Origin of the sequence: Amycolatopsis kentuckyensis (assembly GCF_041679295.1) — a bacterium.
Lineage (GTDB): Bacteria > Actinomycetota > Actinomycetes > Mycobacteriales > Pseudonocardiaceae > Amycolatopsis > Amycolatopsis kentuckyensis_A.
Genome location: NZ_JBGDMD010000006.1, coordinates 214,082 through 228,476 on the forward strand (window position 1 = coordinate 214,082; position 14,395 = coordinate 228,476).

The window sequence follows — 14,395 nt, forward strand, 5'->3', positions numbered from 1 at the left end:
CGACGTTTCGCACCGCGCCCACCTGAACGAGAGTGTCGCGCACGAAGGGGCACGTGGGTGAGGATGTCGTTCATGAACGCGACCCCGCCCCGGCTGCCCCCGTCCGGTCGACGCGCGAGGAAGGCGACGACCCGCCGGATCACCCGACCGGGGGCGCGGTTCGAGGGGTACCTCTCCCCGGAACGCCCGCACGCCGGCGCCTACGACGAGATGTTCGCCGCGGACGGCACGGTCCGCGGCCCGTACCGCGCGCTCTACGAGTCGATCGCCGCGCTCGACGCGCACGACCTGAACTCGCGGTCGCAGGCGCTGGACCGGGCGATGGTCGACCAGGGCATCACGTTCTCGCTGTCCGGGCAGGAGCGGCCGTTCCCGCTGGACCTGGTGCCGCGGGTGATCCAGGCGGCCGAGTGGACGAAGCTCGAGCGCGGCGTCGCCCAGCGCGTCCGCGCGCTCGAAGCGTTCCTCGCCGACATCTACGGCGACCGGCAGATCCTGCGCGACGGCGTGCTGCCGCGGCGGCTGATCACCTCGTGCGAGCACTTCCAGCGGGAGGCGTTCGGCATCAACCCGCCGAACGGCGTGCGCATCCACGTGTCCGGAGTGGACCTGGTGCGCGACGAGGAGGGCACGTTCCGGGTGCTGGAGGACAACCTCCGCAACCCGTCCGGGGTGTCGTACGTGATGGAGAACCGGCGGACGATGGCGCGGGTCTTCCCGGACCTGTTCGCCCAGCACCGGGTCCGCCCGGTCGGTGACTACGCGTCACACCTGCTCCGGGCCCTGCGCGCGGCGGCCGCGGCGAACGTCGCCGACCCGATGGTCGTCGTGCTGACCCCCGGCGTCCACAACTCGGCGTACTTCGAGCACTCGCTGCTGGCGCGGCTGATGGGCGTCGAGCTGGTCGAAGGCCGGGACATGTTCTGCCGCGACAACGTCGTCTACCTGCGGACGACCGAGGGCGAGCGCCAGGTCGACGTCATCTACCGGCGGATCGACGACGAGTTCCTCGACCCGGTGCACTACCGGCCGGACTCGGTGCTCGGCATCGCCGGCGTCCTCAACGCGGCGCGCGCGGGCAACGTCGTCGTCGCGAACGCCGTCGGCAACGGCGTGGGCGACGACAAGCTCGTCTACACCTACGTGCCCGAGATGGTGAAGTACTACCTCAACGAGAAGCCGCTGCTGCCCAACGTGGACACGTTCCGGTGCTGGCTGCCCGACGAGTTCGACCACGTCATGGCCCACCTGGACGAGCTAGTCGTCAAGCCGGTCGAGGGCTCGGGCGGCTACGGGATCGTCTTCGGGCCCGAGGCGACCCCGGCGGAGCTGGCGACGCTGCGGCGGAAGGTGCGCGCGAACCGGCGCGGCTGGATCGCGCAGCCGGTGGTCCAGCTCTCGACCGTGCCGGCCAAGGTGGACGACCGGCTCGCGCCGCGGCACGTCGACCTGCGGCCGTTCGCGGTCAACGACGGCAAGGACATCTTCGTCCTGCCCGGCGGCCTGACGCGGGTGGCGCTGCCGGAGGGCAGCCTGGTCGTCAACTCGTCGCAGGGCGGCGGCTCGAAGGACACCTGGGTGCTGGCGTCCCGGGCGTCGACCGCCGAACGCGAGCTCGAGTCGCCTTCCCTCGGCGCGATGTCCACTGTGGACGGGCTGGTCGCCGAGCAGGGACCCGAGCTGACCTCGTCCCAGCAACAGCAGCAACAGCAGAGCTAGGGAGGTTCCGATGCTGGCCCGCAACGCGGAGTCGCTGTACTGGATCGGCCGGTACGTCGAACGCGCCGACGACACCTCCCGCATCCTCAACGTCTCGGTCCACCAGCTGCTGGAAGACGCGACGGTCGACCCCGACCACGCGAGCCGCCAGCTGCTGGCCGTCCTGGGCATCGACACGCCCGACGGCGAAGCCCTCGACGTCTGGAAGCTGACCGAGCTGGTCGCGTACGCGAAGGACAACCCGGCGTCGATCGTCGGCTCGATCAACTCCGCGCGCGAGAACACCCGCGGCGCGCGCGAAGTCGTCTCGACCGAGCTGTGGGAATGCCTGAACGCGACGTGGAACGCGGTCCCGGACCGGCAGCGGTACGCCCGGCGGGCCGGGCCGCACGCGTTCCTGTCGTTCGTGGAGGAACGCGCGGCGATGTTCGCCGGCCTCGCCGACTCGACGATGTCGCGCGACGACGGCTGGTTGTTCATGGTGCTCGGCCGCTCGATCGAACGCGCCGACATGGTCGTCCGGCTGCTGCTCTCGCGGGTCGCGGACCGCGCGTCCTCGCCGGGCTGGATCACGGTGCTGCGCTCGGCCGGCGCGCAGGACACCTACCTGCGGACGTACCGGGGCGCGCTCGACGCCGGCCGCGTCGTCCAGTTCCTGTTGCGGGACACGCTGTTCCCCCGCTCGGTGTTCCACGCGCTGCGCCAGGCGGAGGAGTGCCTGCAGCGGCTCGACCCGGGTGGCGGCGCGCGCAGCAACGAGAAGTCCGAAGCGCTGCGCGAGCTCGGCCGGGCCCGCAGCGAGCTGGAGTTCCTCCGGCCGTCGGAGCTGCTCACCGACCTGCCGCGGCGGCTCCCGGCGTTGCAGACGTCGATCAAGGAAATCGGGGAAGCGGTGTCGTTGCAGTACTTCAGCACGTCGCCGTGGGTGGCGTGGAGCGGTGCGGAGGTTTCGCTGTGACGTGGCAGCTGCGGGTGGCCCACCGGACGGGGTACCGGTACGCGACGCCGGCGACGCAGTCGTACAACGAGGCGCGCCTGACCCCGCGTTCGGACCGCCGCCAGACGACGGTCGCGACGCGCATCGAGACGACCCCGGCGACCCGCGCCTACCGGTACACCGACTACTGGGGCACGGTCGTGACGTCCTTCGACCTCCACGCGCCGCACACGGAGTTCACCGTGCTGGCGACGTCGGTGGTCGAGACGGCGGACGAAGCCGAGCCGATCCGCACCGCGACCTGGAAGGACCTGCGGTCCGACACGGTCGTCGACCACCGCACCGAGTACCTGACGCCGACCGACTACACCCCGCGTGACGCCGAGCTGGCCCGCGAGGCCCGCGCGCTGCGGACGGGGCTGGATCCGGCGGACGCGGTCCTCGCGGTGAACGAGTGGGTGAACAAGCAGCTCAAGTACCAGCCGGGCACGACGGGCGTCCACTCGACGGCGACGGACGCCTGGCAAGCGCGCGAAGGCGTCTGCCAGGACTTCGCGCACGTCACGCTGGTGATGTTGCGGGCGATCGGCGTCCCGGCGCGGTACGTCTCGGGCTACCTCCACACGAAGCCGGACGCCAAGCTCGGCGAGGTGGTCGAGGGCGAGTCGCACGCCTGGGTCGACGTCTGGACCGGCGGCTGGTGGGCGTACGACCCGACGAACGGGATCCCGGTCGGGCCGCGGCACGTGTGGGTGGCGATGGGCCGGGACTACGCGGACGTGGCGCCGTTGAAGGGCATCTTCACCGGCGGTGGGCAGTCCACTTTGGACGTCTCGGTCCACCTGACCCGGCTCGCTTAAAGCAGGAAGGTGCCGCCCGCGGCTTCGGCCAGCTCGGCGCCGAGCGCGGCCGCCGGTGTTGCGGCGCCGGGCTTGGCTTCGCCACGGGCGAGCCGGGCCGCCGCTTCGGCCACGGTCGCGGCGGTGAAGTCCATGGCCTCGCCCGCGCGGAGCCAGCCTTCGCGCGTCGTGCCGTCCGGCCAGGTGACGACCGCGTGGCCCCAGGAGTGCGTGCGCGGGCGGGGAGCGGGCTTCGTGCGGACCGCGGCGAGCCGCCGGACGGCGAACCGGCGCACAGCCGGGATCGCCACCAGCCGGCCGAGCACGGGCACCAGTGCCCGGACCAGCGGGGAGACCGGCGCGAGTCCGGAGTAGACCGTGACGTCCGGCGTGCCGCTCGCGCGCTGGGCGGCGATCAGCTCGCCCGAGGGAGCACCCGCCGCCGTCATCGACTCGCCGTCCGGCAGGGCGATGGTCCTCGGGGCCGCACCGGTCCTGGCCGTGGCCAGGGCGTCGACGATGCTGGCGGCCAGCGCGACTCCCACGGCGCCTTCCTCGATGGCGACGGACGCCAGCGCGTCGACCCGCACGGAGGCCGGCGTCGGCCGCCCTTCGCACAGCTTCACCACGACGGCCTCGGTGGCCAGGACGCCGAAGCCGACCCCGGTCAGGAAGGTGCTGCCGCCGGCCTGGGCCTCTTCGTGCAGATCGAGCAGCCGCGAGACGGCGACGAGGTCCGCGGCCAGGTCGAGGTAGTGGCCCCCGGGCAGGCACGCGCGGGCGATCGCCGGGGCCGTCGCCGCGTACTCGCCGATCGTGTTGATGACGACCGCCGGCCGCTGCCGCCGGATTTCGGCCGCGATGGCGTCGGCACCGTCGGCGACGACGAACTTCCCGCCGAGCGCCTCGAGCCGTTCCCGGTCGCGTCCGACTTGCACAGCCTCAAGTCCGCGTTCGGCCAGGGCGGCGGTGACGGCCCGGCCGGTGCGACCCGCCGCGCCCAGAACCCAGATGTCCATGTCGGCTCCTCAGTGACGTCTCAGTGTGTCGTCACTGAGGCTAGCACGTGACGACACAGTGAGACGTCACTTGTAGGCTGGAGCCGTGGCCAGATGGGATCCCGGGACCGCGGACCGGCTGCGGAAAGCCGCGCTGGAGCTGTTCGCCGAGCACGGGTACGACGCCGTGACCGTGACGCAGATCGCCGAGCGCGCCGGGATCACCCGCCGCTCGTACTTCCGCTACTTCCCCGACAAGCGCGAAGTCCTCTTCGGCGGCGCGGAGCAGCTACCGCCCGCGGTCGCCGAAGCCGTCCTCGCCGCTGAAGAGGCCGAGTCGCCGCTTCGCACGGCGCTCGGCGCGCTCGTCGAGGTCGGCACGCAGGTGACGCGGCTCGTCGACCCGTCGCCGGAACGCCGGGCCGTGATCGCGTCGAGCGCCGAACTCCGCGAACGCGAGCGGAGCAAGGGCGCGGCGATCACGGCCGCGATCCGGGACGCCCTCGAGCGCCGCGGAACACCGCCCGAGCTGGCGAAACCGGCAGCTCAGGCGGCGGCGATCATCCTCGGCGACGCCTTCGACCGCTGGATCGACTCCGGCGGCGCCAAGGAGTTCCCGGCGTACCTCGACGCGGCCACCTCGGCGTTCCGGCAGGCCTGCCGTTAGCCGCGGGCGTGCGCGTCCAGGATGTGCGCGACGGCCTCGGTGACCCGCTGCGCGTAGTCCAGGTGCAGCCACTCGTCCGGCACGTGGATGTTCGAGTCGGACCCGCACGCGCCGGTGACCAGGAACTGCGCCTCCGGATACTTCCGCGAGAGCAGGCCCATGAACGGGATCGACCCGCCCATGCCGGCCGCGCGGTGCGGCTGCCCGAAGACCTCGTCGCTGACCGTGCGCAGGGCGTTCGTCAGCCACGGCGCCTCGGTCGGCGCGTTCCAGCCGTCCTCCGCCTGCGGGTTGTGCCCGAAGGTGACCTTCGCGCCGTACGGGACGTCGGTGGTCAGGGCCTCCTTGACGGCGTCGAGGCCCTTCTCGGCGTCGGCCGTCGGCGGGAGCCGGAAGCTCAGGGTCAGCGTCGTGCTTTCGCGGAGCACGTTGCCGGCGTCGGCGGGCTTCGGGAAGCCGTCGGCGCCGATCACCGAGAGCGTCGGCCGCCAGGTGTTGTTGAGCGCCAGCTCCAGCGCGTCTTCGGTGATCACGCGGCCGCCTTCGACCAGCGGGAACGCCGTCTTGAGGGCGTTGGGGAAGTCCTGCGAGACGGCCTTCAGCTCGGCCAGCCGGTTCGCCGGGACGTCCACCTTCAGCTCGTCGAGCAGCAGCTCGCCGGTCGTGCTGTCCTCGAGCCGTTCGAGCAGCTTGCGCAGCACGCGGAACGAGCTGGCGACGACACCCGACGCGACGCCGGAGTGCTGCGCCGAGCCCAGCAGCTGCACGGTGACGTCCAGGTGCAGCATCCCGCGCAGGCTCGTGACCAGCCACAACCGCTCGTAGTCGCTGCCGCCGGCGTCGAGGCAGACCACCAGCGAGACGTCGCCGATCCGGTCGGCCAGGTGCTCGACGTACGCGGGCAGGTCGGGGCTGCCGGACTCCTCGCCGGTCTCCAGCAGCACGACGATCCGCGCGTGCTCGCCGCCGGCCGCGTGGACGGCCTGGATCGCCGTCGTCGCCGCGTAGCCGGAGTAGCCGTCGTCGACGGACCCGCGGCCGTACAGGCGGCCGTCGCGGATCACCGGCGTCCACGGGCCGAGACCCTCCGACCAGCCACCGACGGGCGGCTGCTTGTCGAGGTGGCCGTACATCAGGACAGTGCCCTTGTCCGCCGCGCCCGGGGTCGCCGGGACGTCGACGAGCAGCAGGGGCGTGCGGCCTTCGAGCTCCACGGCGTCGAGGGTCGCGCCGGGCAGGTCGCGCGCGGCGATCCACTCGCGGACGTGGTCGACGGCGGCGGCCAGGTGCCCGGTGTTCGCCCAGTCGGCGTCGAAGGCCGGGGACAGGGCGGGGATGGCCACCAGCCCGGACAGGCTCGGGATGACGTCGTCGGTCCACGACGTCACGACGGATTCACGAACGGATTTCTGCTCCACGCCGCCATCGTGCCACGGGGGTCCCGGCGTGCGGCACATCACAAGGTCGTCCCCGATGTGGGTGATCACGCGGGATCGGGTGCGCGTGGTGACGCGGCCACGCCTGGTGAGCGCGCGCATCGATTCCCTACTCTCGTAGGTCCGATGCTCGGGCTTCCAAGCGTTTTCCCTGTTCAGGGCCCCTTTCTCAGCAACAAATCAGCATCCGTGACTGACCAAAACCACGACCTTCGTGCCAGGATGTCGGCGAGAACCGTCAACGCCGACGGTGACCGAGCGCTTCGGACCCGATGCGCTGGTCGCCGCCGGTGCAGTCGCTGTGGTCGCCACAAGCGGCCGCCAGAGGCACCGACACCGAGGAGTACTGCGCATGCCGTCCGAACAGTGGACGCACCCGGAGCCCGGAGACGGGCCGGCCGCCGTAGCGGCCCAGCCTTCCCCCGAGCAGGTGATCGCCGGATTGCGGGCAACCAGCGAAGGTGGCGCTGAGCTGACTCAGCTGCTCACCCCCGAAGGCGAACGGGTCCCCTCGCCCCAGTTCGACAAGTACGTCGAGGACGTCGACGCCGAAGCGCTGCGCGGGCTCTACCGCGACATGGTGCTGGTGCGCCGCGCCGACCGCGAAGCCAACGCCATGCAGCGCCAGGGCCAGCTCGGCATCTGGGTCCCGCTGCTCGGGCAGGAAGCCGCGCAGATCGGCTCCGGCCGGGCGCTCAAGAAGAACGACATGGCGTTCCCCAGCTACCGCGAGCACGGCGTCGCGTACGCGCGCGGGGTCGACATGAAGGACCTGCTGGGCATCTTCCGGTGCACCGACCACAGCGGCTGGGACTACCAGGGCCACGGCTTCCACCCGTACACCATCGTGATCGGCAACCAGGTGCTCAACGCCGCCGGGTACGCGATGGGCCAGAAGTTCGAGGGCAAGGTCGGGGACGACGACGGCGAAGCCACCATCTGCTACTTCGGTGACGGCGCGACCTCGCAGGGCGACGTCCACGAAGGATTCGTCTGGGCCGCGGTCTACGACGCGCCGCTGGTGTTCTTCTGCCAGAACAACCAGTGGGCGATCTCCGAGCCGACCGAGCGCCAGTCGCGCCTGCCGCTGTACCAGCGCGCCCGCGGCTACGGCTTCCCCGGCATCCGCGTCGACGGCAACGACGTCCTGGCCTGCCTGGCGGTGTCCCGCTGGGCGCTCGACGAGTGCCGGCACGGCAACGGACCCGTCCTGATCGAGGCGTTCACGTACCGGATGGACGCGCACACGACGACCGACGACCCGACCCGCTACCGCCTCTCCGACGAGCTGGAGGAGTGGAAGCTCAAGGACCCGATCGAGCGCGTCCGGGCGTACCTGGCCCGCGGCGGCTACGCCGACCAGGCGTTCTTCGACAGCATCCAGGCCGAAGCCGACGCGTTCGCCGCCGACCTGCGCGACTACACCTTCAACATGCCCGAGCCGCCGCCGGAGCGGATCTTCAGCAACGTCTACGCCGAGGGCAACCCGGTGCTGGACGCGCAGCGCGAAGAGTTCCTGTCCTACCTCGACGGCTTCGCAACGGCGGGTGAGCACTGATGACCGACCTCCAGAAACTCACCATCGGCAAGGCGCTCAACCTCGGCCTGCGCCGCGCGATGGAAGAAGACCCCAAGGTCCTGATCATGGGTGAGGACGTCGGCAAGCTCGGCGGCGTCTTCCGGATCACCGACGGCCTCCAGAAGGACTTCGGCGAGCAGCGCGTGCTGGACACGCCGCTCGCGGAGTCCGGCATCATCGGCACCGCGGTCGGCCTGGCCGTGCGCGGCTTCCGGCCGGTGTGCGAGATCCAGTTCGAGGGCTTCATCTTCCCGGGCTTCGACCAGATCTCCTCGCAGCTGGCGAAGCTGCACTATCGGACGCAGGGCAAGGTCAAGATGCCCGTCGTGATCCGGGTGCCGTTCGGCGGCGGGATCGGCGCGGTCGAGCACCACTCGGAGTCGCCGGAGTCGCTGTTCGCGCACATCCCGGGCCTCAAGGTCGTGTCCATTTCGAACGCCGTCGACGCCTACTGGGGCATCCAGCAGGCCATCAAGTCCGACGACCCGGTGCTGTTCTTCGAGCCCAAGCGGCTGTACCACTCGGGTGCGCTGCGCGCGGAGATCGACGTGGCCGGCACGCCGGCGCAGGTGTTCTCCTCGCAGGTCGTCCGCGAAGGCACGACGGCGACGGTCGTCGCGTACGGCCCGTCGGTGAAGGTCGCGCTCGACGCGGCCGCGGCGGCGGAGGACGAGGGCAAGTCCCTCGAGGTCATCGACCTGCGCACGCTCTCGCCGCTGGACCTCGGCCCGGTGTTCGAGTCGGTGCGCAAGACCGGCCGCCTGATCGCGCTTTCCGAGGCGCCGTCGGAGTCGTCGCTGACGTCGGAGATCGCGGCGCGCGTCCAGCAGGAATGCTTCTACTCGCTGGAAGCGCCCGTCCTCCGGGTGACCGGGTTCGACACGCCGTACCCGCCGGCCAAGCTCGAGGAGCACTACCTCCCCGACCTGGACCGGGTGCTGCACGCCGTCGACCGCTCGCTCGCCTGGTAAGGGGGATCTCCGCGCAATGCCTACGTACAAACAGTTCCCCCTGGCCGACACCGCCGAGGGGCTGACCGAAGCCGACATCCTCAACTGGCACGTCAAGCCGGGCGACGCGGTGACGGTCAACCAGATCGTGGTCGAGATCGAGACCGCGAAGGCCGCCGTCGAGCTGCCGATCCCGTGGGCCGGGGTGGTCACGGAGCTGCTCGTCGAGCCGGGGCAGACGGTGGAGGTCGGCACGCCGATCCTCACCATCGACGTCGACCCCGGTGGCGCTGCGGCTCCTGCTGCCGCCGCGCCGGCTCCCGTTGAAGAAGAAGAGATGAAGCCGCTGGTCGGCTACGGCTCCAAGGCCGTGGTCACGCAGCGGCGCGCGCGGAAGGGTGCTGAGCCCGTCGCTCCTGCCCCGGCCGCGGCCGTTGCCGCTCCTCCGGCGCCTGCGCCCGCCGCCCCGGCTGCTCCTCGCGGCGGGTACGTCCCGCTGGCGAAGCCGCCGGTGCGGAAGCTGGCGAAGGACCTCGGCGTCGACCTGCACACCCTGACCGGCAGCGCTTCCGGTGGCGTGATCACCCGCGACGACGTCGAGCGCGCCGCCAACGGCACGCCGGTCGTCGAGTCCGTCGTGGACAGCGGCTCCCGCGAGCGGCGCGTGCCGATCAAGGGCGTCCGCAAGATGACCGCGGCCGCGATGGTGCAGAGCGCGTACACCGCTCCGCACGTCACGGAGTTCCTGACCATCGACGTCACGCCGATGATGGAGTTCCGCGAGAAGCTGAAGAAGTCGCGGGAGTTCGCCGGCGTGAAGGTGACGCCGCTGACGTTCGCGGCGAAGGCCGTGTGCCTGGCGGCGAAGCGCACCCCGGACGTCAACGCGGTCTGGGACGAAGCGGCGCAGGAGATCGTCTACAAGGACTACGTGCACCTCGGCATCGCGGCGGCGACGCCGCGCGGCCTGATCGTGCCCAAGGTCCGCGACGCCGACTCGATGTCTCTGAAGGAGCTGGCGGTCGCGTTGACGCAGCTCACGGACGTGGCCCGGGAGGGCAAGACGTCGCCGGCGGACATGGCGAACGGCACGATCACGATCACCAACGTGGGCGTGTTCGGCGTCGACACCGGAACGCCGATCATCAACCCGGGCGAGTCCGCGATCCTGTGCCTCGGCGCGATCAAGGACCAGCCGTGGGTGGTGGACGGCGAGATCAAGGTCCGTAAGGTGCTCCAGCTGTCGCTGAGCTTCGACCACCGCGTGGTCGACGGCCAGCAGGGTTCGGAGTTCCTGGCCGACGTCGGCGCGTTGCTGGCCGACCCGGCCATGGCGATGACGTACTGAGTTTCCGCAGGTGAGGGCCGTCTTCGGGCGGCCCTCACCTTTATCCATTTGACGGAGTGAGCACTCACTCCGCACACTGGTGACATGACACCAGCACCCGAAACCCGGCGCAGAGCGCCGAGCATGAGCGTCGAAGACCGGCGCGCCATGATCGTGCACGCGGTGCTGCCGCTCCTCATGGAGCACGGCGCCAACGTCACGACCAGCCAGATCGCCCGCGCCGCCGGCATCGGCGAGGGCACCATCTTCCGCGCGTTCAAGGACAAGGACGAGCTGTTCGACGCCTGCACCGCCGAGGTGCTGCGCCCCGACCACGTCCTCGACGCGATCGCCGACATCCCCATCGAGCAGCCACTGGCGGACCGGCTCGTCGAGGCCGCCGAAGCGCTCGGCGCGCACTTCGAGCGGATGGGCGCGCTGATGGGCGCCCTGCACGCGTCCGGCCGCGTCCGGCACCGCGACCCCGAGCAGCGCCTCAAGAACCGCACGATGAAGGGGGGTCGCAGCGAGTCGATGACCGCCATGCGCGGCGCGATCACCGAACTGTTCGAACCCGACCAGGAGCGGCTGCGGCTGACCCCCGAGCAGCTGGCCGCGCTGTTCCTGACCCTGCTGTTCGGCGGCCGCCGGATGGCGCCGATCGACGACGCCCCCACCACGCGCCAGGTGGTCGACGTCTTCCTGCACGGCGCCGTGGAGGCCAAGTGATCCCGGGCGGTGGGGGCGGCATGGAGTTCATGCTGGCCAGGCGCGGTCGTCGGCGGCACGCTTCGACGGTGCCGGAGAGCGGGCTCACCGGGCCCGTCGACATTCCCGAACCGAAGCCGGAGGACCAGCCGAAGGACCTGCGCTCGCGGCTCAAGCGCGCGAAGACGTCCGTGGCGGGCACGGTCCGCGGCCTGCCGAAGGTCGTCAAGCTGACGTGGCAGGCCAGCCCGATCCTGACGATCCTCCTGGCGTTGATCACGCTGCTGTCGGGCCTGCTGCCGACCGTGACGGCGTACGTCGCGAAGCTGCTGCTCGACTCGGTCGTCGCGGCGATCCAGGGCAAGGGGACCACAGGCGACATCGTCAACGTCGCGCTGTTCCAGTTCGGCGTGCTCGCCGCGACCGCGATCAGCAGCGCCATGACGTCGATCGCGCAGTCGCTGCTGCAGGAACGCATGACGCTGACCATCCGCCACCAGGTGATGGCGCACGCGAGCGAGCTGCACCTCGCGTACTTCGAAGGCTCGACGTCGTACGACATGCTGCGCCAGGCGGCGCAGGAGGCGCCGACGCGGCCGCTGTCGATGATGAACTCCGCGCTGGGCCTGGTCCGGACGTTGATCACGTTCGGCAGCATGATCGCGCTGCTCGTGGCGATCAGCCCGCTGCTGGCCCTGGTCGCCCTGGTGGCGCCGATCCCGGCGTTCATCTCGCAGTCGAAGTACGGCTCGCGCGCGTTCTGGCTGACGTTCCTGATGTCGCCGATCAAGCGCCGGATGGACTACCTGTCCTCGTTGGTCACGACGGACACGTACGCCAAGGAGACGAAGCTGTTCGGGCTCGGCCCGTACTTCGTCGACCGGTTCCGCCGGCTCGGCCTGGTGTCGTACGAGCGGCAGCGGAAGCTGACGATCAACCGCAACATCAGCTCGACGTCCTGGGGATTGCTGAGCACGTTCGCGGGCTCGGCGATCGCGTTGTACATCGCGCTGGAGGCGGTCGGCGGACGGCTGACGCTCGGCGACCTGGCGCTGTACACAGCTGCAGCTACTTCCGTGCAGACGTCGGTGTCCGGGCTGTTCACGGCGTTTTCGGGGATGTACGAGAACAACCTGTACCTGGACACGCTGTACCGGTTCCTGGACACGAAGCCGGAGATCACGCCGCCTGCGTCACCGCGGCCATTCCCCTCCGAAGTGGACGGACACATCGAGTTCGACTCGGTGACGTTCGCCTACCCGGGCGCGGACGAACCGGCGTTGGACAACGTCAGCTTCGAGATCCACCCGGGCGAGACGGTGGCGGTGGTGGGCCGCAACGGCGCGGGCAAGTCGACGCTGTTCAAGCTGCTCTGCCGCCTGTACGACCCGACCGGCGGCCGCATCCTGCTGGACGGCGTCGACATCCGCGAGTACGACCCGGTGGAGCTGCGCACGCGGATCAGCGCGATGTTCCAGGACTACGTGACGTACCAGGGAACGGCGGCGGAGAACATCGGCCTGGGTGATCTCTCGCGGCTGGAGGACCGTCCCCACATCGAGGACTCGGCCCGCCGAGCTGGCGCGGACGAGCGCATCGAGCGCCTGCCCAGCGGTTACGACAGCCCGCTGGGGCGGTGGTTCGACCAGGGCGTTTCGTTGTCCGGCGGCGAGTGGCAGAAGATCGCTTTGGCGCGGGCGTTCCAGCGCGAGGCACCGCTGCTGATCCTCGACGAGCCGACGTCGGCGCTGGACGCGCAGGCCGAGCACGATCTGTTCTCGCGGCTGCGCGAGCTGTCCGAGGGCCGGACGACGTTGTACATCTCGCACCGGTTCTCGACGGTGCGGCAGGCGGAGCGGATCCTGCTGCTGGACCACGGAAAGGTCGCGGAGTACGGAACGCACGAGCAGCTGATGGCGGCGAAGGCGGGGTACGCGGAGCTGTTCACCCTCCAGGCGCGCGCGTACCTCGACGAGGTGCCGAGCTGAGCGATCGGGGGCGCCGGATGATCCCTTCGGGGATTTCGGTGCCCCCGCGCAGTTCGACGTTCCGCAGGTTCAGCCAGGGCATCGGTGCGTCGCGGTCGTCGATGACGACGACGGTGGTGTCGAGCACGCAGTCGGTGAACCAGATCGCCCGCTCGCTCTCGGACAGGAACCTCAGGTCGAGCCGGCACCGGGTGAACCGCACGTCGTCGAAGTTCAGGCGGGCGAACGCGCCTTCGCCGGCCCAGTTGCCCAGGTCGACCGGTCCCCGGGCGTCCCAGCGGGAGCAGGCCAGGTGCCGCCCACCGAATTCGGCGCCGACGAACTCGGCACCGCCGTTGAGCCACGCCGAGGTGAACGAGGTCCGCTCGGTGGTGAAGCGCGTGCCGTGGCAGCTGAGCAGGCCCTCGAAGCGCGCGCGGTCGAACGAAGTCAGCTCACCGGTGAAGTCGGCCCGGTCGAAGATGACCCGGCCGGGGAACCGCAGGCCGGAGAAGTCGGCGTTCTCGAACACGACCCCGGTGAAGTCGAAGTCGACGGGCAGCCACCACTCGAAGCCGGTGAGCCGGTCCCGGATCATCCGGAGGATGGCCTGCCGGACCTCGGTCTCGCCGGGCGTCATGACCTCGGGCTGGAGGCGCAGGTAGCCGCAGAGGACGTCGACGCAGACCTGGCGCTTGTCGGCCCAGTCGTCGGCGAGGCCGGCGAGGGCGTAGACGCCGGTCAGCCGAACGGCCGGGCTCTCGTGGGCGAGCTGTTCGGCGGCGGTGCCGAGGCGTTCGTTGAAGCTCTGGACGGTCTCGCGATCAGCCTTGTCGACGGCGAGGTCGTGCTCTTGTTCGGTGACCCGCTGCTTGCGGTAGTTGACGGCGAGCAGCACCACGCCGCCGAACCCGGCGACGACGGAGAGGGCGATCTTGAGCAGATCGAGCAGCTGGTCGACCCCGAACACGCCGGCGGTCGGCAGCTTCGGCCAGCCGAGGAACCACAGCAGCCCCCCGGTGGTCCCGCCGGCGACGACGATCGCCACGAGCAACCAAGCCACCACGGAAAGCAGGATCGAGCCGCGGCCGTCGAGGTTCGGCATCCGCAGCGAGGAGAGCCCCAGCCGGTCCGGCGACACCCGCCGCCCGACGACCAGGCCGACCGCGGCGAGCACCGCTGCGGCGATGAGGAGCCAGCGGAGCCAGTCGGACACGAGGGGTGAGACTAGCCGGTGCGTCGGAGGGCGCGGGAGCAAATCGGACAGC

12 protein-coding genes are annotated in these 14,395 nt (G+C 70.7%); 9 read left to right on the plus strand and 3 right to left on the minus strand.

The annotated features are described in order from the left end of the window. Positions 1 to 63: 63 nt before the first annotated feature. Genes ACERZO_RS26225 through ACERZO_RS26235 form a run of 3 tightly spaced genes read left to right on the plus strand, consistent with a single transcriptional unit; the run spans position 64 to position 3,516 of the window. On the plus strand, positions 64 to 1,719 hold the full coding sequence (locus ACERZO_RS26225; protein WP_372667888.1) for a circularly permuted type 2 ATP-grasp protein: 1,656 nt from the start codon (positions 64 to 66) through the stop codon (positions 1,717 to 1,719). Between the two features lie 10 nt (positions 1,720 to 1,729). Further along, positions 1,730 to 2,677, plus strand: coding sequence for an alpha-E domain-containing protein (locus tag ACERZO_RS26230; RefSeq protein WP_372667424.1), 948 nt, complete (start codon positions 1,730 to 1,732; stop codon positions 2,675 to 2,677). Further along, the gene (locus ACERZO_RS26235) at positions 2,674 to 3,516 is read left to right on the plus strand and encodes a transglutaminase family protein (RefSeq protein ID WP_372667425.1); all 843 of its coding nucleotides are present in this window, start codon (positions 2,674 to 2,676) and stop codon (positions 3,514 to 3,516) included. Before ACERZO_RS26230 ends, ACERZO_RS26235 begins: the two co-directional genes overlap by 4 nt. Here ACERZO_RS26235 and ACERZO_RS26240 read toward each other — a convergent pair. Further along, a complete protein-coding gene (locus tag ACERZO_RS26240; protein WP_372667426.1) occupies positions 3,513 to 4,514 on the minus strand; it encodes a hypothetical protein in 1,002 nt (333 codons plus the stop codon). The two genes, ACERZO_RS26235 and ACERZO_RS26240, sit on opposite strands and share 4 nt — an antisense overlap. 85 nt (positions 4,515 to 4,599) lie before the next feature. On the opposite strand from ACERZO_RS26240, the gene ACERZO_RS26245 reads away from it, so the two are divergent. Next, a complete protein-coding gene (locus ACERZO_RS26245) occupies positions 4,600 to 5,160 on the plus strand; it encodes a TetR/AcrR family transcriptional regulator (RefSeq protein ID WP_372667427.1) in 561 nt (186 codons plus the stop codon). On the opposite strand, the gene ACERZO_RS26250 is transcribed toward ACERZO_RS26245, so the two are convergent. Further along, positions 5,157 to 6,578 carry a M20/M25/M40 family metallo-hydrolase gene (locus ACERZO_RS26250; RefSeq protein ID WP_372667428.1) on the minus strand — a complete coding sequence of 474 codons (1,422 nt, stop codon included), beginning with the start codon at positions 6,576 to 6,578 and terminating at the stop codon, positions 5,157 to 5,159. The genes ACERZO_RS26245 and ACERZO_RS26250 overlap by 4 nt on opposite strands. A 370-nt stretch (positions 6,579 to 6,948) precedes the next feature. Between ACERZO_RS26250 and pdhA the strand changes: the two genes are divergently transcribed. The 5 genes from pdhA to ACERZO_RS26275 all read left to right on the plus strand — a co-directional run bounded on the left by pdhA (position 6,949) and on the right by ACERZO_RS26275 (position 13,148). Beyond that, positions 6,949 to 8,154 (plus strand): pyruvate dehydrogenase (acetyl-transferring) E1 component subunit alpha, encoded by a 1,206-nt coding sequence (gene pdhA, locus ACERZO_RS26255; RefSeq protein ID WP_372667429.1) that lies wholly within the window; start codon positions 6,949 to 6,951, stop codon positions 8,152 to 8,154. Continuing rightward, complete coding sequence (locus ACERZO_RS26260) at positions 8,154 to 9,146, plus strand: alpha-ketoacid dehydrogenase subunit beta (RefSeq protein ID WP_372667430.1); 993 nt, start codon at positions 8,154 to 8,156, stop codon at positions 9,144 to 9,146. Before pdhA ends, ACERZO_RS26260 begins: the two co-directional genes overlap by 1 nt. Positions 9,147 to 9,162: 16 nt before the next feature. Further along, positions 9,163 to 10,473 carry a dihydrolipoamide acetyltransferase family protein gene (locus tag ACERZO_RS26265; RefSeq protein WP_372667431.1) on the plus strand — a complete coding sequence of 437 codons (1,311 nt, stop codon included), beginning with the start codon at positions 9,163 to 9,165 and terminating at the stop codon, positions 10,471 to 10,473. 123 nt (positions 10,474 to 10,596) lie between these two features. After that, a complete protein-coding gene (locus ACERZO_RS26270) occupies positions 10,597 to 11,181 on the plus strand; it encodes a TetR/AcrR family transcriptional regulator (RefSeq protein WP_372667432.1) in 585 nt (194 codons plus the stop codon). Positions 11,182 to 11,201: 20 nt separating this feature from the next. After that, a complete protein-coding gene (locus ACERZO_RS26275; RefSeq protein WP_372667889.1) occupies positions 11,202 to 13,148 on the plus strand; it encodes an ABC transporter ATP-binding protein in 1,947 nt (648 codons plus the stop codon). Here the strand turns inward: ACERZO_RS26275 and ACERZO_RS26280 are convergent. Then, on the minus strand, positions 13,105 to 14,343 hold the full coding sequence (locus ACERZO_RS26280) for a pentapeptide repeat-containing protein (protein WP_372667433.1): 1,239 nt from the start codon (positions 14,341 to 14,343) through the stop codon (positions 13,105 to 13,107). The genes ACERZO_RS26275 and ACERZO_RS26280 overlap by 44 nt on opposite strands. Positions 14,344 to 14,395 lie beyond the last annotated feature (52 nt).

Excerpts from the sequence above, each read along its gene's own strand:
- ACERZO_RS26225 (WP_372667888.1), top strand. The coding sequence starts at position 64 with ATGTCGTTCATGAACGCGACCCCGCCCCGGCTGCCCCCGTCCGGTCGA.
- ACERZO_RS26230 (WP_372667424.1), top strand. The coding sequence starts at position 1,730 with ATGCTGGCCCGCAACGCGGAGTCGCTGTACTGGATCGGCCGGTACGTC.
- ACERZO_RS26240 (WP_372667426.1), bottom strand. The coding sequence starts at position 4,514 with ATGGACATCTGGGTTCTGGGCGCGGCGGGTCGCACCGGCCGGGCCGTC.
- pdhA (WP_372667429.1), top strand. The coding sequence starts at position 6,949 with ATGCCGTCCGAACAGTGGACGCACCCGGAGCCCGGAGACGGGCCGGCC.
- ACERZO_RS26260 (WP_372667430.1), top strand. The coding sequence starts at position 8,154 with ATGACCGACCTCCAGAAACTCACCATCGGCAAGGCGCTCAACCTCGGC.
- ACERZO_RS26265 (WP_372667431.1), top strand. The coding sequence starts at position 9,163 with ATGCCTACGTACAAACAGTTCCCCCTGGCCGACACCGCCGAGGGGCTG.
- ACERZO_RS26270 (WP_372667432.1), top strand. The coding sequence starts at position 10,597 with ATGAGCGTCGAAGACCGGCGCGCCATGATCGTGCACGCGGTGCTGCCG.
- ACERZO_RS26275 (WP_372667889.1), top strand. The coding sequence starts at position 11,202 with ATGGAGTTCATGCTGGCCAGGCGCGGTCGTCGGCGGCACGCTTCGACG.